Origin of the sequence: Nocardia inohanensis NBRC 100128, assembly GCF_001612945.1 — a bacterium.
Taxonomy (GTDB): domain Bacteria; phylum Actinomycetota; class Actinomycetes; order Mycobacteriales; family Mycobacteriaceae; genus Nocardia; species Nocardia inohanensis.
Map to the genome: position 1 here is coordinate 546,090 of NZ_BDBK01000012.1, position 21,209 is coordinate 567,298.

22 protein-coding genes are annotated in these 21,209 nt (G+C 68.2%); 12 read left to right on the forward strand and 10 right to left on the reverse strand.

The features are described 5' to 3' along the window. Positions 1–20: 20 nt before the first annotated feature. From NI1_RS24880 to NI1_RS24890, 3 genes are read left to right on the forward strand one after another with little or no spacing between them, the layout of a single operon-like run. A complete protein-coding gene (locus NI1_RS24880) occupies positions 21–1,001 on the forward strand; it encodes a nitrilase-related carbon-nitrogen hydrolase (RefSeq protein ID WP_067825118.1) in 981 nt (326 codons plus the stop codon). Beyond that, positions 1,001–2,023 carry an agmatine deiminase family protein gene (locus NI1_RS24885; protein WP_067825119.1) on the forward strand — a complete coding sequence of 341 codons (1,023 nt, stop codon included), beginning with the start codon at positions 1,001–1,003 and terminating at the stop codon, positions 2,021–2,023. The genes NI1_RS24880 and NI1_RS24885 overlap by 1 nt, the downstream gene beginning before the upstream one ends. 42 nt (positions 2,024–2,065) lie before the next feature. Next, positions 2,066–2,668, forward strand: coding sequence for a TetR/AcrR family transcriptional regulator (locus tag NI1_RS24890; protein WP_067825120.1), 603 nt, complete (start codon positions 2,066–2,068; stop codon positions 2,666–2,668). Positions 2,669–2,674: 6 nt separating this feature from the next. Here the strand turns inward: NI1_RS24890 and NI1_RS24895 are convergent, their stop codons facing one another. Further along, positions 2,675–2,971, reverse strand: coding sequence for a hypothetical protein (locus NI1_RS24895; protein ID WP_067825121.1), 297 nt, complete (start codon positions 2,969–2,971; stop codon positions 2,675–2,677). A 248-nt stretch (positions 2,972–3,219) separates the two neighbouring features. On the opposite strand from NI1_RS24895, the gene NI1_RS24900 reads away from it, so the two are divergent. From NI1_RS24900 to NI1_RS24910, 3 genes are all read left to right on the forward strand, one after another. Continuing rightward, entirely contained in the window at positions 3,220–3,579 is a 360-nt protein-coding gene (locus tag NI1_RS24900) for a YidH family protein (RefSeq protein WP_067825122.1), read from the forward strand. Then, positions 3,576–3,887 carry a DUF202 domain-containing protein gene (locus tag NI1_RS24905; protein ID WP_067825393.1) on the forward strand — a complete coding sequence of 104 codons (312 nt, stop codon included), beginning with the start codon at positions 3,576–3,578 and terminating at the stop codon, positions 3,885–3,887. The genes NI1_RS24900 and NI1_RS24905 overlap by 4 nt, the downstream gene beginning before the upstream one ends. Before the next feature lie 61 nt (positions 3,888–3,948). Beyond that, on the forward strand, positions 3,949–5,850 hold the full coding sequence (locus NI1_RS24910) for an alkyl/aryl-sulfatase (protein WP_067825123.1): 1,902 nt from the start codon (positions 3,949–3,951) through the stop codon (positions 5,848–5,850). A 623-nt stretch (positions 5,851–6,473) separates the two neighbouring features. Here the strand turns inward: NI1_RS24910 and NI1_RS24915 are convergent. Then, positions 6,474–7,070, reverse strand: coding sequence for a TetR/AcrR family transcriptional regulator (locus tag NI1_RS24915; RefSeq protein ID WP_067825125.1), 597 nt, complete (start codon positions 7,068–7,070; stop codon positions 6,474–6,476). A 444-nt stretch (positions 7,071–7,514) separates the two neighbouring features. On the opposite strand from NI1_RS24915, the gene NI1_RS24920 reads away from it, so the two are divergent. Beyond that, positions 7,515–9,353, forward strand: a complete 1,839-nt coding sequence (locus NI1_RS24920) for an alkyl/aryl-sulfatase (RefSeq protein ID WP_245663394.1) — start codon at positions 7,515–7,517, stop codon at positions 9,351–9,353. A gap of 58 nt (positions 9,354–9,411) precedes the next feature. Here the strand turns inward: NI1_RS24920 and NI1_RS24925 are convergent, their stop codons facing one another. Further along, a complete protein-coding gene (locus tag NI1_RS24925; RefSeq protein WP_067825126.1) occupies positions 9,412–10,830 on the reverse strand; it encodes a DUF1254 domain-containing protein in 1,419 nt (472 codons plus the stop codon). Positions 10,831–11,001: 171 nt separating this feature from the next. Here NI1_RS24925 and NI1_RS24930 point away from each other — a divergent pair, with 171 nt between their 5' ends. Further along, the gene (locus NI1_RS24930) at positions 11,002–11,793 is read left to right on the forward strand and encodes an SDR family NAD(P)-dependent oxidoreductase (protein WP_067825128.1); all 792 of its coding nucleotides are present in this window, start codon (positions 11,002–11,004) and stop codon (positions 11,791–11,793) included. 5 nt (positions 11,794–11,798) lie between these two features. On the opposite strand, the gene NI1_RS24935 is transcribed toward NI1_RS24930, so the two are convergent. Continuing rightward, positions 11,799–12,680, reverse strand: coding sequence for a LysR family transcriptional regulator (locus NI1_RS24935; protein ID WP_067825130.1), 882 nt, complete (start codon positions 12,678–12,680; stop codon positions 11,799–11,801). A gap of 78 nt (positions 12,681–12,758) precedes the next feature. Between NI1_RS24935 and NI1_RS24940 the strand changes: the two genes are divergently transcribed. After that, positions 12,759–14,006 (forward strand): MFS transporter, encoded by a 1,248-nt coding sequence (locus NI1_RS24940; protein WP_067825132.1) that lies wholly within the window; start codon positions 12,759–12,761, stop codon positions 14,004–14,006. Here NI1_RS24940 and NI1_RS24945 read toward each other — a convergent pair. Then, positions 13,934–15,085, reverse strand: a complete 1,152-nt coding sequence (locus NI1_RS24945; protein ID WP_067825134.1) for an epoxide hydrolase family protein — start codon at positions 15,083–15,085, stop codon at positions 13,934–13,936. The genes NI1_RS24940 and NI1_RS24945 overlap by 73 nt on opposite strands. A 63-nt stretch (positions 15,086–15,148) precedes the next feature. Between NI1_RS24945 and NI1_RS24950 the strand changes: the two genes are divergently transcribed. After that, a complete protein-coding gene (locus tag NI1_RS24950) occupies positions 15,149–16,096 on the forward strand; it encodes a helix-turn-helix transcriptional regulator (protein ID WP_067825136.1) in 948 nt (315 codons plus the stop codon). 6 nt (positions 16,097–16,102) lie between these two features. On the opposite strand, the gene NI1_RS24955 is transcribed toward NI1_RS24950, so the two are convergent. Together NI1_RS24955 and NI1_RS24960 are read right to left on the reverse strand one after the other, a co-directional pair. Beyond that, entirely contained in the window at positions 16,103–16,846 is a 744-nt protein-coding gene (locus NI1_RS24955; protein WP_067825138.1) for a VOC family protein, read from the reverse strand. A 34-nt stretch (positions 16,847–16,880) separates the two neighbouring features. Further along, on the reverse strand, positions 16,881–17,339 hold the full coding sequence (locus NI1_RS24960) for a MarR family winged helix-turn-helix transcriptional regulator (protein ID WP_084523626.1): 459 nt from the start codon (positions 17,337–17,339) through the stop codon (positions 16,881–16,883). A gap of 187 nt (positions 17,340–17,526) precedes the next feature. Between NI1_RS24960 and NI1_RS24965 the strand changes: the two genes are divergently transcribed. Continuing rightward, entirely contained in the window at positions 17,527–17,802 is a 276-nt protein-coding gene (locus NI1_RS24965) for a hypothetical protein (RefSeq protein ID WP_067825140.1), read from the forward strand. A gap of 15 nt (positions 17,803–17,817) precedes the next feature. Here the strand turns inward: NI1_RS24965 and NI1_RS24970 are convergent, their stop codons facing one another. The 3 genes from NI1_RS24970 to NI1_RS24980 all read right to left on the reverse strand — a co-directional run bounded on the left by NI1_RS24970 (position 17,818) and on the right by NI1_RS24980 (position 19,529). After that, positions 17,818–18,261, reverse strand: a complete 444-nt coding sequence (locus NI1_RS24970; RefSeq protein WP_067825142.1) for an SRPBCC family protein — start codon at positions 18,259–18,261, stop codon at positions 17,818–17,820. Between the two features lie 106 nt (positions 18,262–18,367). Beyond that, positions 18,368–18,550 (reverse strand): NADPH-dependent FMN reductase family protein, encoded by a 183-nt coding sequence (locus NI1_RS24975; protein ID WP_067825144.1) that lies wholly within the window; start codon positions 18,548–18,550, stop codon positions 18,368–18,370. Between the two features lie 316 nt (positions 18,551–18,866). Next, positions 18,867–19,529, reverse strand: a complete 663-nt coding sequence (locus tag NI1_RS24980; RefSeq protein WP_067825146.1) for a respiratory nitrate reductase subunit gamma — start codon at positions 19,527–19,529, stop codon at positions 18,867–18,869. Positions 19,530–19,806: 277 nt separating this feature from the next. On the opposite strand from NI1_RS24980, the gene NI1_RS24985 reads away from it, so the two are divergent. Then, positions 19,807–21,204, forward strand: coding sequence for a serine hydrolase domain-containing protein (locus tag NI1_RS24985; protein WP_067825148.1), 1,398 nt, complete (start codon positions 19,807–19,809; stop codon positions 21,202–21,204). Positions 21,205–21,209 lie beyond the last annotated feature (5 nt).

Here is a 21,209-nt window from a genome sequence, read left to right on the forward strand (position 1 = left end):
ATCGGCGCAGGAGGTACGCAATGACCGAATCTGGTTTCATCGTCGAGACCGCCCGCACGCCGGCGGTGTCGTTCGCCCGGGTGCGGGCACCGCGGCGGCAGCCGCTGCGGGTGGGGCTGGTCCAGCACCGCTGGCTGGCCGATCCCGCGGCGCTGCGGGCGCAGCTGAAGAACGGCATCCGGCTGGCCGCCGAACAGGGCGCGAAGGCGGTGTTCCTGCCGGAACTGACCCTGTCCCGCTACCCGGCGGATGTGCGGGCGGGCGCGAATCCGGGCGCGCGGGCCGAAGATCTGCTCACCGGACCGACTTTCACCTTCGCCGCGCACGCCGCCGAGGAGTACGGGGTGCTGGTGCACGCCTCGCTCTACGAGCGCGCCGAGGCCGAGGACGGGCTGGGATTCAACTCCGCGATCCTGGTCTCGCCCGGCGGGGAGCTGATCGGCCGTACCCGCAAACTGCACATCCCGGCCACCGACGGCTATTTCGAGGACACCTACTTCCGCCCCGGCCCGGCCGAGCACGCCTACCCGGTGTACCGGCCGGCCGAAATCGACGGTGCGGCAATCGGTTTGCCGACCTGCTGGGACGAGTGGTTTCCGGAGGTCTCGCGCGGCTACTCGCTGGGCGGCGCGGAGATCCTGGTCTATCCGACCGCCATCGGCTCCGAACCGTCCTTCCCGGACTTCGACACCCGGCCGCTGTGGCAGCACGTGATCGTCGGAAACGGCATCACCGCAGGCACTTTCATGATCGTGCCCAATCGCTTCGGTGACGAGGGCAGCGTGAACTTCTACGGTTCGTCGTTCATCTCCGATCCCTACGGCCGCGTCCTGGTGCAGGCTCCGCGCGACGCGGCCGCGGTGCTGGTCGCGGATCTGGATCTGGAGCAGCGCCGCGATTGGCTGGACCTGTTCCCGTTCAACACCACCCGCCGGCCCGACACCTACGCCCGGCTCACCGAGCCGGTCGATCGCGCCCATCCGTACGGCTCGGTGGCGTGATGACCTGGTTGATGCCCGCGGAAACGGTTCGGCAGGAACGCATCTGGATGGCCTTCCCACCGCAGGGCGGATCGGCCTTCGACACCGCCGATTCCGCGCACGACGCCCGGGTGGCGTGGTCGGCGGTCGCGCACGCGGTGCTGGATTTCGAGCCGGTGACCATGGTGGTCGATCCCGCGGACCGGTATGTGGCGCGGCGCTATCTCTCCAGCGCGATCGAGATCGTGGAGGCCCGGCTCGACGACGCCTGGATGCGCGATATCGGGCCGACCTTCGTGCGCGGCGCGGACGGGCGGCTGGGCGCGGTGGATTGGGTGTTCAACGGCTGGGGCGCGCAGGAGTGGGCCGCGTGGGAGAACGACCGGCACATCGGCGCTTTCGTCGCCGGGCTGGCGGGGGCCGAGCTGATCTCGTCGTCGCTGGTGAACGAGGGCGGCGGCATTCAGGTCGACGGCCAGGGCACGGTATTGGTCACCGAGACCGTGCAATTGGATCCGGGCCGCAATCCCGGCCCGGACAAGGCGGCCGTCGAGGCGGAGTTGGCGCGCACCATCGGGGCCGAGCAGGTGATCTGGCTGCCGCGCGGACTCACCCGGGACAGTGCGCGTTTCGGCACCCGCGGGCACGTGGATATCGTGGCGGCCGTCCCCTCTCCCGGCCGGGTGCTGGTGCATGCGCAGCGGAACGACGCGCATCCGGACGCGCTGGTTACCGCGGAGGTACTGGCCACCCTGCGCGCCTCGCACGATGTGCACGGAAAGCCCTGGGAGATAGTCGAAGTCCCCGCGCCCGGAATACTGCGCGACGACGAGGGCTGGGTGGACTACAGCTATATCAACCATCTGGTCGTCAACGACGGCGTAATCGCCTGCGGCTACGGCGATCCCGCCGACGCCACCGCGGCCGCCATCCTGGCCGAGGCGTATCCGGGCCGCCGGGTGGTGACCGTGGACGCCCGGGAGATCTTCGCGCGCGGCGGCGGCATCCACTGCATCACCCAGCAGCAGCCGGCGCTGGGATAGCATGACCGTCGACGAATCGGCGGCCGGAAGGGAGTACCAGGGGTGACCAGCCGCCGGGAATCCATCCTGCGGGCCAGCGCGACCGCCATCGCCGAACGCGGGGTGCGCGGGTTGCGGGTCAGCGATATCGCGCAGGTGGCGGGCGTCTCCCCCGGTCTCCTCTATTACCACTTCAAGGATCGCGACGGTCTGCTCGCCGCGGCGCTCACCTATATCAATGACGAGGCGCGCGCCTACCGGCAGGCGGCCGGCGGACCGGGCGCGTCTCGCGAGCAGCTCATCGACTACGTGCTCGCCGAGATCCAGGACACCCCGGCGGTGCTGGAGAACTCCCTGGCCTGGAACGAGCTGCGAGCGTGCGCGGTCTACGAGGAGCCGTTGCGGGAACCCCTCGCGCGCACTTCCGAGCAGTGGACGCGGGAGACGGCCGAGGCCATCCGCGGCGCGCAGGCCGCCGGCGAGGTCCCGGACGCGGTGGACGCGGACCAGGTGGCCACCGTGATCACCGCACTGACCGAGGGGCTGTCGGCGCGCTGGCTGTCGGGTGAATTGAGCGCCGAGCGCGCCCGCGAGCAGCTGCGCGCCACGGTCGAATTGCTGATTCCGGCGAAGGGCCGCACCCGAACTCGGACCGCGCGCTCCTGATTCGGGCTAGCGCACGGGGCAGAACGGCTCGCATTCGGTGGGGATGCTCGGCGGTGGCGCGGGCTCGTCCTTGAAGTCGGCATTGCCGACCACCACCATGGCCGCGATGCCCAGCAGGAAAACCAGTACGCACATGACGGCCAGTACGGACCAGTCCAGCGAGCGAATGTGCACGAAGCCGGGCGGGTTGCCGGTGTCGGGCCAGGGCCCGGTGCCCGGCGGGGCGATAGCCAGCCGATCCACGAACACCCCGCCCCACTCGTAGTCCGGTTCCGGCACCGCAACTGCGATGCGCTCTTCCATTCGCGATCCTGCCGTGACCATGACGGGCGAGAGTACGCCCGCGCAAGATCGATAACTCTGGATTCACCCAATCCGGGTGAGGTTGTCCGGATTGGGAATCCCGAGAATGTGGACATGAGTCATTCCTTATGTCCGATTGGCGTAACCTGCCGATCCGACCGCGGCAATTCATGGGAGGATCGCAGTTGCTGATCGATAGCTCTCCTCCGAAAAACGCATGCGGAACCGGACAGGGTGGTGATCTTGGCATGAGCCAGGCGGGCGACGGCGAGCACTCCGAACCCGAGCACATCGACTATCGATTCACCCTCGCCAACGAACGCACCTTCCTGGCCTGGATCCGCACCGCCCTCGGGCTGCTCGCGGCCGGCGTCGCGGTGCACACGCTGGTGCAGCCCTTCCATCACCTCGGTGTCCGGCGCACCCTGTCGATCAGCTGCATCGTGCTGGCGGTGGTGCTGTCGATCGGCGCGTACCTGCACTGGAAGGACGTCACCGAGCGGATGAATCGCGGTGAGCCGCTGGGCAATACGGTGCTGGTGCCGATTCTGGCCGGCGGTATCGCGCTGGTCTCGGTGTTCGCGGCCATCGCGACGGTGTGGACGTGACCGCGCCCACCCTCGCCGCCGAGCGCACCGCCCTGGCCTGGCGGCGCACCGCCGTCGCGGCGATGGGCACCGCGGTGCTGTTCGTGAATCACGCCGTCACCAGCGGCTGGCGCGACGCCGCGGCCGCACCGCTGTGCGCGGCCGCGGTGCTGACGATCGTCGCGATCGTCAGCTTCACCCGCAATCGTTCGCTGCAACACGGGCATTGGGGTCACGGCGCCCAGGTCATCGCGGTGACCGCCGCGGCCGTGGGCGTCGTGACGGTGGTCGCCGCCCTCATCGCCCTGTTCGACCCGATCGTCACATAGCAAGAGCACGTTCGTTTTTCGCCGATGCCGAGTACTCCGGCAGCTACAGGAGGTCAGTCGAGTGAGCGCAGTGACCGAACCGAGCAAGTTCATCATCGAGCAGCACGAGCGGGCCGCCCAGGAGCTGCCCTTCGCCGACGAAGTCGATCAGGCCGACGCCGACCGCGGTTTCATCGCCAAGCTGGAACCCGGAATCGTCAAGGACGCCGGCGGGAAAGTGGTGTGGGACGACGAATCGTACGGCTTCCTGAACGGCGGTTGCCCGCACTCGGTGCATCCATCGCTGTGGCGGCAGTCCGGCTTGGTGGTGAAACAGGGCCTGTACGAGGTGATTCCGGGCATCTACCAGATCCGCGGGCTGGACCTGTCGAACATGACCGTCATCGAGGGCGACACCGGTGTGATCGTCATCGATCCGCTGATCTCGGTCGAGACCGCGAAGGCCGGCATGGACCTGTACTTCGCGCATCGCGGGACCAAGCCGGTCAAGGGCATGATCTACACCCACTCGCACGTCGACCACTTCGGTGGCGCGCTGGGCGTCATCAGTGTGGAGGACGCCACCTCGGGCCGGGTACCGGTGATCGCCCCCTCGGGGTTCATGGAACACGCTGTGGCGGAGAACATCTACGCCGGCACCGCGATGTCCCGGCGCGCCGCCTACATGTACGGCGCGGCGCTGCCGCGGGGGCCCAAGGGCCAGGTCGGCGCGGGGCTGGGCCAGACCACCTCGACCGGCACCATCTCGCTCATCGCCCCCACCGTCGATATCACCGAGACCGGGCAGGAGTCGACGATCGACGGCGTGCGCATCGTCTACCAGATCACCCCGGGCACCGAAGCGCCGTCGGAGATGAACTTCCACTTCCCCGGTTTCCGCGCGCTGTGCATGGCCGAGAACTCCACCCACACCCTGCACAATCTGCTCACGCTGCGTGGTGCGCTGGTGCGTGACCCGCACGAGTGGGCCAAGTACCTGACCGAGTCGATCAACCTGTTCGGCCGGGAGAGCGATGTCGTGTTCGCCTCCCACCACTGGCCCACCTGGGGCACCGAGAACCTGATCGAATACCTGGAGTTGCAGCGTGACCTGTACGGCTACCTGAACGATCAGACGCTGCGCTATCTGAACCAGGGTTATGTCGGCAGTGAGATCGCCGAAATGATCGAGCTGCCGCCGGCCCTGGCCGCGGCCTGGCACACGCACGGGTACTACGGTTCGGTCAGCCACAATGTGAAGGCCATCTACCAGCGCTATATGGGTTGGTTCGACGGCAATCCGGCGCACCTGTGGGAGCACCCGCCGGTCGAGAGCGCCGCGCGCCATGTGGAGTTCATGGGCGGCGCGGACGCGGTGGTGGAGAAGGCGCGCGCGTACTTCGACCGGGGCGACTACCGCTGGGTCGCGCAGGTGCTCAACTACGTGGTGTTCGCCGACGAGACCCACGCGGCCGCGAAGACCCTGCTGGCCGACGCCTACGAGCAGCTGGCCTTCGGCTCGGAGAACGGGCCGTGGCGCAACTTCTTCCTCAGTGGCGCTTACGAATTGCGCAATGGCAACTTCGGCACGCCGACCGAGGCGGTCGCGCCGATGCTGCTGGCCGCGCTGACCGTGGACCAGGTGTTCGACGCCATGTCGCTGCGGCTCAACGGGCCCAAGGCCTGGCACGAGAAGGCCACCAGCGATTGGGTTTTCACCGATGAGGGCCGGACGGTGCGCTTGCAGTTGCGCAATGGCCTGCTGACGCACTGGGATCGGCGCGCGGGTGATCAGCAGCCCGCGGCCGATGTGACCTTCACCCTGACCCGGCCGACGCTGATCGGGGTGCTGCTCACCGGTGAGGATCTTCAGGCTGCGCTGGCCTCCGGCGAGATCGAGATCGAGGGCGATGCGGCCAGCTTTGCGAAACTGGTCAGTCTGTTTGATGAGCCGGATCCGGCGTTCGATATCGTCACGCCGTAACGGGTTTCGGAATTCCCCGAGACACGCGTACGAAGGCCGCGAGTTCCGTCCGCGGCCTTCGTCTACGCTGAGCCGATTCGTTCGACATGCACTACTGATTCCGATCCACGGAGAGTAGGAGGTTCGACCGACTTGCCCGATTCATCCAGATCCCGGAATGGATTCCGCGCCTCGCGCAGCGCCGGAGTGGCTGTTGCCGCCGCACTGCTGCTCATCCCGCTGGGCACGCTCGCCGCCCCGGTCGCCGCGGAGCCGCCGCCGCCACCCGGTGCGGGCGGACCTCCTGCGCCACCGCCGCCTCCCCCGCCACCCGGGTTCGAAGGTCCGCCCGGCGAACATGGCCCGCCGCCACCACCGCCGCCACCGCCCCCGCCACCCGGTGCGGGCAGTGTGGGATCGGGACCACCTCCGCCGCGCTGACTTTTGCGAATCGCCTCAACACATCAAGGGGGCTCAGCCGAAAACGGCTGAGCCCCTTTTCCATTCACGCGCACGCCAGGTAGGACTGAACGTCATGCGTGCCGATGAGCACGCTCACCGGATCACACCCGCCCCTTGGGCGAATAATCAGCAACGGTCCGTGGCCGCCAAGGACCGGGGCCGGGTCACTGTTTCAGGTGAGCTCAGGCGGCGCCGAGCAGCACCCGCAGCGCCCGGCCGATCGCCGCCGAAGCCGCCGCCGCGGTGGCGCCCCGGCGATCCATCAGGTGATGTCGATAAGCCCAGCCCGCGGTGGCGTCGACCAAGTCGAGCAGCTGCTCGTCGCGCGCGGCGGCGCGGGTCAGCTCGGGTGCGAAGGCCCGCGCCAGCCCGTCGCGAATTCGCCCGTCGGTCAAGCGCATTCGCTCATCCACCGCGGGCACGGTCTGCGATTCGAGCAGGCCGACCAGGCGCGGTTCGCGTTGCAGGGCGAAGATCCGCTCGCTCTGGCGAACCACCGCCTCGATGCGCGCGTCCAGCGGCAACGCCGGATCGACCTCGGCGATGGCGGCCTCCACATCCTGCGATTGCAGGTCGACCGCGGCGACCAGCAGGTCGTTGCGGGTCGGGAAATGCACGAAGATGCTGCGCTCGGATACTCCGGCCCGCGCGGCGATGGTCTTGGTGGTCGGGTCGAAATCACCGTCGTGCACGGCCGCGAGCAGGCCGCCGATGATCGCCTTGCGGGTCTGTTCCGGATTGCGCCGCCGCCGGGTGCGGACCTGGTCACCGTCGGTCATAACAGAAATCCGATCACACCGGCCCGGACTGCGCTGCGCGGGTGGGTCATATCGGCAGTCTATTGCAGCGAGACTGCAATAGGGTGCTACGGTGACGGAACCGACCTTGATCCACACAATCGGCTGGAAAGATTACAGCTAACTGATAGCTACCAACCTGCGCCGGGTGTGTCCCACAACGTCGAACCGAGACAGGAGCAGACACCGATGTCAGACCAGAACCGCACCACCGACGGGGACGACCGGAAGCCGAACGGGTTCACCATGTCCCGGCGCGGGGTGTTCGGCGTGGGGGCCGCGGCGCTGGTGGCCGCCGGCATCGGGGTGACCGCCACCGGCTGCGACAGCGATTCCGACGGTGGGTCCGCCGCCGAGCAGAACTCCAAGGACGCCGTCGATGCCAGCGGGAAGATCATCGATCAGCAAAAGGCCGTCCAGTCCTCGATGCCGTTCGGCGACACCACCGACTTCGCCGACACCGACCGGGGTTTCATCGCCAAGCTGGAGCCGGGCCTCGTCAAGGACGCCCAGGGCAAGGTGGTGTGGGACGACGACTCCTACGGCTTCCTCCAGGGCTCGTGCCCGAATTCGGTGAACCCGAGCCTGTGGCGGCAGGGACAGCTGGTGGTGAAACAGGGTCTGTACGAAGTGGTTCCGGGCATCTACCAGATCCGCGGCCTGGATCTGTCGAACATGACCGTCATCGAGGGCAAGACCGGCATCATCGTCATCGATCCGCTCATCTCCGTGGAGACCGCCAAGGCGGGCATGGAGCTGTACCGCTCCAAGCGCGGCGACAAGCCGGTAGTCGGCATGATCTACACCCATTCGCACGTCGACCACTTCGGCGGCGCGCTGGGCGTGATCAGCAGTGAGGACGCCGCCTCCGGTCGCATCCCGGTGATCGCACCGCAGGGCTTCATGGAGCACGCGGTGGCGGAGAACATCTTCGCGGGCACCGCCATGGCGCGCCGCTCGGCCTACATGTACGGCGCGGCCCTGCCGCGCGGCGAGAAGGGCCAGGTGGGCGCGGGTCTGGGCATGACCACCTCGACCGGCACGGTGAGCCTGATCCCGCCGAACAAGGATGTCACCCGCACCGGGCAGACCGAGAACATCGACGGCGTCGAGATCGTCTTCCAGATCACCCCGGGCACCGAAGCGCCGTCGGAGATGAACTTCTACTTCCCCGGCTTTCGCGCGATGTGCATGGCGGAGAACGCGACTCACACGCTGCACAACATTCTGACGCTGCGCGGTGCGCTGGTGCGGGACGCGCACGTCTGGTCGCAGTACCTGACCGAGACCATCAATATGTTCGCGAGCAAGTCCGATGTCGCCTTCGCCTCGCACCACTGGCCGACCTGGGGCACCGACAAGCTCACCGAATGGCTTCAGCTGCAACGGGATACCTACGGCTACCTGCACGATCAGACGCTGCGCATGCTGAACCAGGGCTACACCGGCATCGAGATCGCCGAGCTGATCCAGATGCCGCCGGCCATCGAGGCCAAGTGGTACAACCACGGGTACTACGGCACGGTCAGCCATGACGTGAAGGCCGTGTATCAGCGGTACATGGGCTGGTTCGACGGCAATCCCGCGCATCTGTGGGAGCATCCGCCGGTGGAGAGCGCCAAGCGGCACGTCTCGGCCATGGGCGGCGCCGGCGAGGTGCTGAAGACCGCTCGCAAGGCTTACTCCGACGGTGATTACCGTTGGGCGGTACAGGTTCTCAACTACCTGATCTTCGCCGAGCCGGACAACGAGAAGGCGAAGATGTTGCAGGCCAGCTCTTTCGAGCAGCTGGGGTACGGATCCGAGAGCGGTCCGTGGCGCAACTTCTACCTGTCGGGCGCCTACGAGCTGCGCAACGGCAACTTCGGGACGCCGACCAAGGCCAACTCCGCCAGCATGATCAGCGCCATGAGCGTGGACCAGGTCTTCGATTCGGCGGCTTTCCTGGTGAACGGGCCCAAGGCGTGGGATCTGAAGCTGGTCAACGACTGGGTGATCACCGACGAGAACAAGACCTATCGCACCGAACTGCGCAACGGCGTGCTCATCCACTACGTGGTGCCGGCCGACTTCACCGGGCCCGCACCGGATGCCACCTTCACACTGCCGCGGTTGAAGCTGATCGCGGTGCTGGCCGGGAAGCAGGACATCGTCAGCGAGATCCAGTCCGGCGCGATCAAGGTCAGCGGTGATCCGACCAAGCTGAAGCAGCTGAAGGACGTCCTGGACAAGCCCGACCCGAACTTCAATATCGTTACCCCGTAACGGTATTCATGCGGATCGGCGGCGCGGGTGGTGGTGCGCCCGCGCCGCCGCTGCCGGTTCAGCCCACGGTCTCCAGCTTGGGCACCGACCATTTCCCTTCGAGCACGGTGGTTTTCGGCGCGTACAAACGCAGCGTCACCGAGAACGGCCCGGACGCGGGGATCGGCAGCCAGTTCCCGACCGGCACCTCGGAACCGGGATCCTCGCTCTGGATGGTGATCTCGACCTTTCCGTCCGCTCCGGCGGCCACCGGGATCAGGTGGCCCACCGAGTAGATGCCCGCCGGATTGTCGATCAGGTAGCTGTGCGCGTCGTAGGCGGTCAGCGACCAGAACGCCCCGACCGGCGGGAGTTCGCCCTTGGCGAAGGTGAGCCGGAAACGCTTGCCGCCGTCCGCATTCGCGTTCATGGTCGGATACACCGCGTCCTTGGGCAGGTTCGCGCCCAGGCCGATCATGGCCACCTGGGCGCGCAGCGGGTAATCGGTGCCATAGGCGCCGACGTTCAAGTCGAACACCCAGCCGTTGTCGTCCTTGCCCTGCGGATCGTGGTACGCCGGAATCTGTTTGCGCGCCGTGACCGCCGCGGCGGTGAGCAGTTCGGCCGATTGCGGATCGATGGTGGCCCCGGGCTTCACGCCGATGGTGGCGAAACGCTTCATGGCCGGGGCATCCGCGGCCGCGGGCGGATTCGACGCCATCACCGCGCAGAGGCGGTTGAAGAAGGCCGGCCCGTCCATGGCGGCGACGGTCTGCGCGGGTGCGGGTCCACCGGCGGCCCGCGCACCCGGACCGCCCTGCACCGCGTTCGGGTCGGCGCTCCACACGCTCAGCGGGGCCAGCTTCAATTGTTGTTGAATGCCACGCACATTCGCGACATCGGCCCCGCCCTTGTATTCGATGCGCCCCAGCAGCCAGGCGGTGCCGGTGGGCATGGCCAGCTGTGTCATACCGGCCGGCACACTGCCCGACCAGCCCGGCCCGGTCAGCAGATAGGTGTAGGGCGGTTTGGGCTCCCCGTGCTTGATCTGCTGATCCATGCTGCTCGGATCGTGCACGGTGTTGGTCCACGCGTCCATCAGCTGCATGAGCCAGTACCGGCCGGATTCGATGGCGGGCACCTGCAAGACCATCGGCTCGGCGCGCAGATCCAGCCACGACTGCGAATACAGGGTGTCCAGATTCAGCCGCACCACCTGCTTCTCCTGCGGTGTGGGCGGGCTCTGGTGCACGAACTGGTTCGCGGGGCCGCCGGTTTCACGGGTGACATCGGTCAGCACCAGCGGGTAGCCGAAAACATAGGCGTCGATGGCGATATCGTGCGGATCGTTGGAGGCGGGCGTGGTGCTGGTGGTCGTCGAACTCGAATCACCGGAGTCCCCGCAGGCGCTCAGGCCGAGGGCCGCCATCGCGGCCGCCCCGAGGCCGAGCACCGCCCGCCGCGAGATCCCGCCGCCGCGATTCTCTTCGAAGTGCATCGACCCAGCTCCTATCCGCTCGGCAACAGACCATTCGGTACCCGAGTCTGCCCTACCGCATCACCCGAACCGGACATCCCGCGCCGCCGGTGTCGCAACCACCGGAACGGGCATCGACATCCGGCACCGCCGCGGGCGATGATCGGAGCAGACATCGGCGAAGGAGCTCGAATGGATACCGCAGCAGGCGAATTGGCGGGCCGGGTGGCACTGGTGACCGGCGGCGGACGCGGCATCGGCCGGGCCATCAGCCTGGCGCTGGGGGCGCGCGGCGCGGCGGTGGCGGTCAACTACCGCCGGGACGCGGCGGCCGCCGCGGAGACCGTCGAGCAATTACGGAAACTCGGCGTCGAATGCCGCGCCGTGCAGGCTCCCGTCGACGATCTGCCCGCCGTCGCGGCCATGGTCGAACAGGTGACCGCCGAACTGGGCCCGATCGACATCCTGGTGCACAACGGCGGCATCGCCAGCCGCGGGCAGCAGGTGGCGGACACGCCCGCCGAGGAGGTGGAGCGGCTGCTGCGGGTGCAGGCCATCGGTCCGCATCACCTCACCCGCCTGGTCCTGCCCGGAATGCGCCGGCGGCCGCGCGGCGACATCATCATGATCAGCAGCATTGCCGCCCACGCGCTCGGCGCGGCCGGCGCGCCCTACAACATGGCCAAGGCCGCCCTGGAAGCCCTCGCCCACACCCTCGCCAAAGAGGAAGCGGCGCACGGCATTCACGTCAATATCGTCGCACCCGGCCTGGTCGCCACCGATATGGGCGATCGCCTCACCGCCGCCCTCACCGCGGGCGCGACCCGCCAGGCCGCCGACCTCGACGCGACCGCACCGTTCGGCCACGTCTGCCGCCCGGAGGAGGTCGCCGAGGTGGTGGCGTTCCTGACCTCCCCCGCCGCCGGGTATCTCACCGGGCAGCGCCTGGTAGTCGACGGCGGGGCGTATCCGCACCGGGCTTGAGTAAGTCAGGAGTCGCGCGGGTCACCGGCCGCGATCTCCAGGAAAGCGGTCGCCGCGGGGGTGCGGGTGTGGCGGCTCCAGACGACGTACTCCACCCGGGCGGGGGCATCGGCGACCGCGACGGTGACCACGCCGGCGAGTTGCGGCGCGTAGGCGGCGGGCAGCATGGCCACGGCCAGGCCGGGTGCGACGAGCCGGGCGATGTAGTCGGCGGTGGTGACCTCGAAAGCGACGTCACGCTCCAGTCCGGCGGCCGCGAAGGCTTGATCGGACTGAATCCGCCCGGCGGTTCCGGCGGGCAGATCCACGAACGGTTCCGCCGCCAGTCGGCGTAGCTCGACCGTCGATGCCCCGGCGAGCGGATGATCCGGGGCGACCACCGCGACCAGGCGGTCCCGCCCGAGCTCGCGGGCCGCGACGCCGTCGGGGTGAGCGGTGGTGGGCAATCCGAGGAATGCCACGTCCAGCTCCCCGGCCCGGATCTGAGCCATGAGATCGTCACTCGCGCCTACCCGCAGGCTGATCCGCACCTGCGGATAGCGCTGACGGAAATGCCGCAGCGCTTCGGGTACGTCGACGGCGGTGACGGTCGGGATCAGGCCGACGGCCAGGCGGCCGCGGATCTCACCGACCGCCGCGGCGACCTCGGCGGCGGCCCGGTCGGCCGCGTCCAGGCATTGGCGGGCGGCGGGGAGAAACGCCGCACCGGCGGGAGTCAGACGGACCCGGCGACTGGTGCGTTCGAAGAGCCGGGCGCCGAGTTCCCTTTCCAGACGGGCGATTTGGTGACTCAGGGCGGATTGGACCACCAGGCAGCGTTCCGCGGCGCGGGTGAAGCTGTTCGTTTCCGCCACCGCGAGGACGTAACGCATCTGCTGTAGTTCCATGGATCAATCTTGAATTCGGATCGATGCGGTGACAAACATGTGTTGGACTCATGGATCCGGCGCGGGTGAGATCGGAGTATGAGTAATACAGCGACACAACGGATTTCCGGCGCGGTCTGGCGGCCTTGGCTCGGGGTCGCCGTCATCACGGCCAGCCTGTTCACCTTCGTCACCACCGAACTGATGCCCGTCGGGCTGTTGACGTCCGTCGGGTCCAGCCTGGGCGTCGCGGTCGGGGTCGCCGGGTTGATGGTCACCCTGTTCGGCATCTCGGCGGGGCTCGGGGTGCCGTTCCTGGTGGCGTGGACCAGGCGGGTCGATCGGCGCGTACTGCTGACCGTGCTGCTGGCGGTGCTGGCGCTGGGGAACCTGATCACCGCCCTCGCACCGAACTTTCCGCTGCTGCTGGCCACCCGGCTGATCATGGGCTTCGCGCACGGCATGTTCTGGGCCATCGGGGTGAGCATGGCCATGCGGCTGGTTCCGGAGCGGCAGGCCAATCGGGCGGCGGCGGTCGCGCTCTCGGGCATCTCCATCGCCACCGTCGTCGGCATTCCGCTGGGCACCTTCCTGGAGAGCCTCACCAGCTGGCGGACCACTTTCCTGATCTGGGGCGCGCTCGCGGCGGTGGTGGGCGTCGCGGTCGCCACCGTAATCCCTTCGCTGCCTTCGGAGAACGCGGTCTCGGTGCGGGAGGTGTTCCGGCTGCCGGTCGACAATCCGGGATTGCGAGCGGTCATGATCGCCGTAATGCTCTACGTGCTCGGCCATTTCGGTGCGTACACCTTCATTCGCCCGTTCGCCGAGGAGAATTCGTCGGCCTCGCCGGGATTCGTCACCGGCCTGCTGATGGTCTACGGCCTCGGCGGGGCGGCCGGGAACTTCCTCGCCGGGCAGGCGGCGACCCGGAATCTGCGGGCCACCTTCCTGACCGCCGGTGCGGGACTGGTGGTTTCGCTGCTGTTGCTGCTGACCATCGGGCAGACGCGGCCGGGCTTGCTGCTGGCGATGGTGCTGTGGGGCATCTCCTTCGGCGCGGCAAACCTGTGCCAGATCAATTCCACGCTCGCCACCGCACCCGACGCCTTCGAGGCCGCCATGTCCATCAACACCCTGGGCTACAACCTCTCGATCGCCCTGGGCGCGCTGTTCGGCGGTGTGCTGGCCGACGGCGTCGGGGTGGACGGCGCGGTGTGGTTCGGGGTGGCGCTGTGCGCGGCCTCGCTGACCGTCACGCTCACCACCCCGGATCCTCAGCGCAGGTCGCGGAAGAATTCGCGGATATCGGAGACCAGCAGTTCGGGTTCTTCCAGCGCCGCGAAGTGACCGCCGTGGTCCACATCCACCCAGCGGGTGATGGTGTTGGACGGCTCGCAGTAACGGCGGATGCAGACGTCGTGGGCGAAGGCGATGACGCCGGTGGGAACGCCGGAGTCGGCGGGGACTTCGCCCCAGCGGTCGGCCTGGGCGTAACCGACGTAGGCGGCGGAGCCGGCGGTGCCGGTCAGCCAGTAGAGCATGACGTTGGTGAGCAGGCGATCGCGGTCGATGATCTTGTCGGGGAGCACGTTCCGGGGATGGGTCCACTCGCGGAACTTGTCCATGATCCAGGCGAGCTGACCGACCGGGGAATCGACCAGGCCGTAGGCGAGGGCTTGGGGGCGGGTGGATTGGATGGCGATATAACCGAACTCCTCGCGCACGAAGGCGTTGATGCGGCGGGCGCGGTCCCGTTCGAGGTCGGTCAGGGCGGGCAGATCGGCTTCCGGGAACGGGATCGGGGGCAGATTGGGGCCGCCGTTGACGTGCACGCCGATCACGTGATCCGTTGCGGTGCGGGCGACTTCGGGGCTGACCGCGCCGCCGATGTCGCCGCCCTGCACGCCGTAGCGGTCATAGCCGAGGCGCTGCATGAGTTCGGCCCAGGTGCGGCCGATCCGCTCGCGGCTCCAACCGGAATCGACCAGGGGGCTGGAGAATCCGAAACCGGGCAGCGCGGGGATCACCAGGTGGAAGGCGTCCGACGGGTCGCTGCCGTGCGCGCCCGGGTCGGTCAAAGGCCCGATGACATCGAGGAATTCGGCGATCGAACCCGGCCAGCCGTGGGTCATCAGCAGCGGCGTCGCACCCGGCTCGACCGAACGGATATGCATGAAATGGATGCGCTGCCCGTCGATTTCGGTGACGAACTGCGGATAACGGTTCAATTCGGCTTCGGCGGCCCGCCAGTCGTAGCCGGTGCGCCAGTACTCGACCAGCTCCCGCAGCCAGTGCACCGGGACGCCGGTGTCCCAGTCGTCGCCGGGCAGGGGCGCGGGCAGGCGGGCGGCGTCGAGCTTGTCGCGCAGAACATCGAGCTGTTCCTGGGCGATTTCGATGCGGAAGGGCGTGATCTCGTTGCTCATGAGAACCACCGTACGAGCGGGTTAGGACAGCTTTCGCCCTAGGTTTCCGGCAGAATCGAAATCGTGCTGGAAACTTCCGCGCGACTGCTGCGCCTGCTGTCCCTGCTTCAGACCCCGCGTGATCGGACCGGCGCGGAGCTGGCCGAGCAGCTCGAGGTGGATGTGCGCACGGTGCGCCGCGATATCGAGAAGCTGCGCGCCCTGGGCTATCCCGTGGATGCCACCGCGGGCGCGGCCGGGTATCGGCTGGGCGCCGGGGCGAAACTGCCGCCGCTGCTCTTGGACGACGACGAGGCGATCGCGGTGGCGATGGGCCTGCGCACCGCGGCGGGCGGCACCATCGCCGGGATCGAGGAGAGTTCGCTGCGCGCCCTGGCCAAGCTCGAGCAGGTGCTGCCCGCGCGGCTGCGGCATCGGATGACCGCGCTGCAATCGGCCACCGTCGCGGTGCCCGCGGGTGGTCCGCAGGTGGATCCCGATACCCTCACCGCCATTGCCGCCGCCATTCGCGATCAGCATCGCCTGCGCTTCGACTACCGCACCCACCACGGCGAAACCTCCCGCCGCACAACCGAACCCCATCGCCTGGTGCATACCGGCCGGCGCTGGTATCTGACCGGCTGGGATGTGGATCGCGAGGATTGGCGCACCTACCGGGTAGACCGCCTCACCCCGCGCATCCCCACCGGGCCGCGCTTCACACCGCGCCCGGCCCCGGATGCCGCCGAGCTCGTCTCGCACGGCATCACCAGCGCGCCCTACCGTTTCCGAGCCCGCATCCTGTTGCACACCTCGGCCGAGCAGGCCGCCGAGCGCATCGCACCGGCGGTCGGCGCGCTCGAGGCGATCGACGCCGAATCCTGCATCCTGCACACCGGCGGGCCGTCGCTGGACGCGATCGCCTACTACACCACCGGTTTCGGCTTCGAATTCCGAATCCTGCATCCACCGGAGCTGGTCACGCACGTCCGCGAGCTCGCCGCCCGCCTCGCCCGGGCCACCGGAGACTGAGCAGGATCAGAAGGCGATGAAATTGAAGTGCGCGCCGCTGGGGTCGGCCACTCGCGCACCGAGGCCGGTGCCGACAGGGATGTCGTAGACGGGCCGCACGATGGTGCCGCCCAGTTCCACGGCACGGTCCACCGCCTGCTGGGCGTCGTCGACGAGAAACGCGACCTCCCAGCGCGAGTGCGGGATTTCGGGTGCGAGTTCGAAGATCCCGCCGCGCGGATGGTTTTCGTCGTGGAAGGTCGCGAAGCGCGATCCCGGTGTGGCGGACTGGATTTCGGTGCGCAGCGCGAAGACTTCGGTGGCGAAGTCGAAGGTGAGCGGCCAGTCCACCGATTCCAGTTCGGTCCAGACCGGTGCGGTCGGTCCCGCGGCGCGTTCTTCGGCGTCACCGTCGGGGCGCACCACACCGATCGCGGATCCGGCGGGATCGGTGAGCACGGCGGTGGTCCCGATCCCGGGGATCTCCAGGATCGGGCGCTGCACCCCGCCCCGATTCGCCTGCGCCGCAGCGATGGTCGCGCTGATATCGGCGGTGGACAGGTAGGTCAGCCATCCGTCCGGCTGCGGTGTCGCGCCGGTGCGCTCCACCAGTCCCGCGACGGGTGCGCCGTTCCTGCGGAACATGATGTATTTCCCGTAATCGGTCATCACGACCGGTTCGGCGCTCCAGTCGAAGAGCTGCATATAGAACTCGATGGCTTTGGCCGGTTCGGCGGTGGTCAGGTCGAACCAGGCGGGCATTCCGTACATGTTGTGCTCCTCTGCGGTGTGTTTTCCGCGATGGCTACTCCGGGCCGGTGTCGACGGCGGTGTCGACGTGCCGTTCCAGAAAGCCGGCGATCAGTTCGAGCTCCGCGACCGAGTAACCGTCCTGCTGTGCCGTATTGGCCGCCCGCAGGCGGTCGAAGCGGCGGTCGTAGTCGGCGAATCGATCGCGGACGAGTTCGAGGGTGAATTTGCGCCGGTCACCGGAGTCCATGACGCGGCGCAGGAATCCCCCGGACTCGAGCCGGTCCAGCACACGGGTGGTGGTGCTGGAGGGCAAGCCCGTCACGGCGGTGACGTCACCGGGTGTCGCCGGTCCGCCCGGCAGCGCCAGCAGGTTGAGCACCTGCAAGTCCACCAGGCGTAGGCCGAGGTCCCGGGCGATGGCGTCGTTGACGAACACCGCCCGCGCGATCAGCCGGCGGATCCCACGCTGGACCCGCTGTTCGGCCTCGGCCCGACCCGATTCCCGTGTCACCGCAACCCCTTTCGTTGGCGATTTATCTCCATTACGGAGATATCCCGAAACGGGACTTTACTCGGGTGGCAGGGCGAGCGGAAGAGACACGCAACACATCGGCAAACGACGCCCCGGAAGCAGGCGAACCCGACACGCGGACCGCGCTGCCACCGACTCCCGGCCGCAATGCATACAGTGCCTGGTCATGAAGGGGATACCGCACATCGAGCCCGAGCAGCTGTTCGAGGAGCACGCCCTCCTCACCTTCACCATGCTCGCCACCCAGCTCGCCGATGCCGGCCACAGCATTACCGACGCGCAGGTCAGCATCGATGTCACCGCGCGCACCGACGACGAGGTGCGAGCCATTCGCCGGTTGGCCGCCGAGCAGGGCTTCACCGCGCTACGCCTGGTGGACGATTCGCCGCGCGCCCGGCCCGGCACCGTGCCTTCCCCGAAGGTCGACCCGCTGACCAACTGACCGGCCGCCGCCGGGTCAGTCCGCCAGCACCTCGCGCAGCCGGGACAGGGTCGTCTTCCAGCCGCGCTCCATGGCATTGCGGGCCATCTTCTGCCGGCGGTCCTCGATATCGAATCCGGTCTGGGTCAACAGCAGTCGCGTCCCGCGCCCTTCGGGCTGGAGCAGCCAATCCACCACCCAGCGCGCGGGCTGCTCGGCCCGCAGGTCCACCCAGCTGATGGTGAGCCGCTCCCCCGCGCGGGCCGCCAGCACCTCGCAGGCGATCTCACCCGGCGGGCGGCCGGGCACCACGAAAATGAACCGGGTGCCCACCGCGGCCGCGAATCCGCTGGAGCGCAACAATAGCCAGCGTTCGACCAGATGCGGCTCGATCAGCGCGTGCCAGAGGGCTTCGGGTGGCTGCGGGAAGAACCCGCCGATCTCGACCGCAGCCGGATTCAACTCCGCGTCGGGCATCATGCCACCACCATTACACGACCGGCCCGGTTCGGCCAGGCAACGACGCGATCTTGTGGGATCATCCGAAAACGTCACGCAGGCAATGGAATCGATCCCAGACGGCGTGTCACCACCGCGCGCGGAGCCGTTCGACGAAGGCGCGGGCGGCGGCCAGATCGTCGATATCGGGGTGGCCCTTGCGGATTCCGCCGACCGGCTTGAAGGGCAGCCAGGTGTCGAGGGCGCGGCAGGAGAAGGTGTCCACGACCTCGTAGCCCTTACTTTCGAGCAGGCGGACGAGCGAGCGCATCCGGGGCGGGAAGCCGCTGGTGGCGTAGATGAACGCCCTGCTCGGGTTCGAGGATGGGGGCCGCCAGGACCTGGGCCATCCGTTCGGCGATGCGCAGACACCACCGGAGCCCGGACCGTGACATGGTGTGGGCCACGTCACGGCGGCGGTCATCGGATCAGCGCGTGCGCGGTACCGGCGGCGCCGAGCGTGTCGGGATTGCGGATGGCGTAGAGGCCGGTGATCCGCGCGCCGTCGTATTCGATGAGCTCGACGGAGTCCAGGCGTCCGGCCGTGCGAATTGGTCGGTTCCCCCGGATTCCGGCATGCCCGATTATTACCGGGCCGGGCGAACCAGCCCGAGTCGCGCGGTTTGCCGCAGCAGCCGCAGCGCGGGCACGGTGAAGATGCCGGCCAGCCGGGTGAAGGGCCAGATGGCGACGAGCAGCATGACGATGAGGGCGCGCGCCTGGTAGATGCCGGGGGCGTGCGCCATCACCTCGGGCTGGGGATGCAGGGTGAGCAGTGAGCGGGTCCAGGTGAAAAGCGTTTCGGCGCTGCGGTATCGGCCGTCGGCGGGGGTGGTGTCGAAGGTGACCAGCGTGGCCGAGAGCAGGGTGGCGATGAGCACCGGCAGGGTGAGGCGATCCACCACCGAGACGCGCGGGCGGGAGTCGGCGGCGATCAGCGGCGGCACCAGGATCAGGGCCGCGCCGATCATGGTCGCCGGGACGGCGATGAGCTGGAGCGCGATGAGGACGATGCGGATGCCGCCCTCGGGGCGCGAATCCGGCCCGGCGGCGAACACTTCGGCGACGCGGGCGACGAACAGGACGGGCACGCCGATCCGGAAGGCGTGAATGCCGAACCGTTCCGCGCGATCGAGGTGCGGACCGTACAGGTAGCCGTGGAAGCCGTCGTGCCGGTAGCGCCAGAGATGGCCGAGCACACAGGAGAGGATTGCTGCGTAGGGCAGCAGCACCCATAACGCGATCATCATCTTCGATTTCCTCGCCCGCCTCGGATCCGCTCCCGAACCCTACTTTCACACGGCGGCGGAGACCGGAAAAGTGCCGAAAGACCCTTGATCAGTATGGATTCCGACCGGTCGGCGACTCGACGCCCACTTTTTCCGGCGCTTTGCCGCACACACTGAGCTCGATTGCCTCAGACAGTGGATTGTGTCCGACGTCACCACTCGCTATGGTATGTGACACCAATCAGTCTCAGTTGCTACACGAAGGCCGGACCAGCGGCCTGCCGAGGGGATCTCGTACATGCGCTTCCACCGCACCAGCCGGGCAGCAGCCGTCGGCGTAGCCGCCTTCGCGGCCCTGTCCCTGACCGCCGCCCCGGCTCCGGCCGCACCCGCCGCCGTCGCGTGCGCCGAGCCCGATGCCGGCAAGCTGTTCGAACGCCGCGAGGCCGGCGAGGTCGGCATGGACGCGGCCGCGGTCACCGACGCCCTCGATTTCGGGCAGCGCGCGGGCGGTTACGCGGTGCAGGTGTACCGGCACGGCTGCCTCGTCGGCGACCGCACCCCGACCGGGAATCTGCCGCTGCCCCTGGCCAGCTCCAGCAAGGGCGTGGCCTCGGTGGCGGTGGGCCGCGCCATCACCCTCGGCTACTTCGGCGTGGACGATCCGCTGAGCAAGTTCTTCCCGCAGGCCGATGCCGCGCACGCGAATCTCACCGTGCGCCAGGTGCTCACGCAATCCACCGGCCTGCACTTCAGCTGGCCCGCCGATATCGCCGGCATCCAGACCGATCAGGTCTTGCAGACCCTGGCCTCCCCCGCCGACTACGAACCGGGCACCACCTTCCAGTACGCGCAGTCCGTGCTCGCGCTGCTACCCAAGATCATCGAGATCACCACCGGGCTGGACTACCAGGAGTTCGTACAGCGAGAACTCATGGGCCCCTTGGGAATCGATCGCGAGAACTGGATCTGGCTGCGCGACCGCAGCGGCAATACCGCGGTCAACGGCGGGCTGGCCATGCGCCCGTCGGATCTGGCGCGGATCGGAACCCTGTTGCTGCACAACGGTTCCTGGCAGGGACAGCAGCTCGTCAGCGCGGACTACCTGCGCCAGGCCACCACCCCGAGCGCGGCCAACGGCGGCTACGGCTTCCTGATGTGGCTCAATGCCGGTGACACCTATCGCGGCGTGGACGTGCCGACCGCGACCCTGAACGAACACCCGGTCTTCACCGGCTCGCCGCGCGACACCTACGCCTTCTCCGGCGCGCTCGGCCAGTTCGTGGTGGTCGTGCCGAGCCGGGACCTGGTGATCGTGCGCATGGGCGTGCCCGCCAAGATCGAGCTCAACAATCTCCAGGCGCTGCTGACCGGAACCTCCAACCCGGACAACAAGGAACTGTTCCGCCGCCTGTCCGCCGCGGTCACCGATGTGCCCGGCGAACCCTACGACGACCCGTACCGCTACCCCGCCCCCAGCAAGCCATTGGCCAAGGATCTGGACGAGCTGTCCCGGCTGGTCGATCCGGTGAACGCCGCCGAGATCCTGCTGGGCGTCGGACCGTACGCCTCCACCGGCTGCAATCTGTTGTGGTGCAACGGGAAAGCGGTCCCGGTGGATGTCTTCAAGCTGTTGATCGACGTCGGCGGCCAGGTGCTGGCCGCGGCTCAGGGGCTCGGCAATACGCCGCGCTGAACAAT

Bases quoted from the DNA above. Each gene is read 5' to 3' on its own strand.
- NI1_RS24915 (WP_067825125.1), bottom strand. From the start codon at position 7,070: ATGACCGACGGTGACCAGGTCCGCACCCGGCGGCGGCGCAATCCGGAA.
- NI1_RS24940 (WP_067825132.1), top strand. From the start codon at position 12,759: ATGAGTAATACAGCGACACAACGGATTTCCGGCGCGGTCTGGCGGCCT.
- NI1_RS24975 (WP_067825144.1), bottom strand. From the start codon at position 18,550: ATGCGCTCGCTCGTCCGCCTGCTCGAAAGTAAGGGCTACGAGGTCGTG.
- NI1_RS24965 (WP_067825140.1), top strand. From the start codon at position 17,527: ATGAAGGGGATACCGCACATCGAGCCCGAGCAGCTGTTCGAGGAGCAC.
- NI1_RS24920 (WP_245663394.1), top strand. From the start codon at position 7,515: ATGCCGTTCGGCGACACCACCGACTTCGCCGACACCGACCGGGGTTTC.
- NI1_RS24895 (WP_067825121.1), bottom strand. From the start codon at position 2,971: ATGGAAGAGCGCATCGCAGTTGCGGTGCCGGAACCGGACTACGAGTGG.
- NI1_RS24925 (WP_067825126.1), bottom strand. From the start codon at position 10,830: ATGCACTTCGAAGAGAATCGCGGCGGCGGGATCTCGCGGCGGGCGGTG.
- NI1_RS24955 (WP_067825138.1), bottom strand. From the start codon at position 16,846: ATGTACGGAATGCCCGCCTGGTTCGACCTGACCACCGCCGAACCGGCC.
- NI1_RS24900 (WP_067825122.1), top strand. From the start codon at position 3,220: ATGAGCCAGGCGGGCGACGGCGAGCACTCCGAACCCGAGCACATCGAC.
- NI1_RS24980 (WP_067825146.1), bottom strand. From the start codon at position 19,529: ATGATGATCGCGTTATGGGTGCTGCTGCCCTACGCAGCAATCCTCTCC.
- NI1_RS24930 (WP_067825128.1), top strand. From the start codon at position 11,002: ATGGATACCGCAGCAGGCGAATTGGCGGGCCGGGTGGCACTGGTGACC.
- NI1_RS24880 (WP_067825118.1), top strand. From the start codon at position 21: ATGACCGAATCTGGTTTCATCGTCGAGACCGCCCGCACGCCGGCGGTG.
- NI1_RS24970 (WP_067825142.1), bottom strand. From the start codon at position 18,261: ATGATGCCCGACGCGGAGTTGAATCCGGCTGCGGTCGAGATCGGCGGG.
- NI1_RS24935 (WP_067825130.1), bottom strand. From the start codon at position 12,680: ATGGAACTACAGCAGATGCGTTACGTCCTCGCGGTGGCGGAAACGAAC.
- NI1_RS24885 (WP_067825119.1), top strand. From the start codon at position 1,001: ATGACCTGGTTGATGCCCGCGGAAACGGTTCGGCAGGAACGCATCTGG.
- NI1_RS24985 (WP_067825148.1), top strand. From the start codon at position 19,807: ATGCGCTTCCACCGCACCAGCCGGGCAGCAGCCGTCGGCGTAGCCGCC.
- NI1_RS24945 (WP_067825134.1), bottom strand. From the start codon at position 15,085: ATGAGCAACGAGATCACGCCCTTCCGCATCGAAATCGCCCAGGAACAG.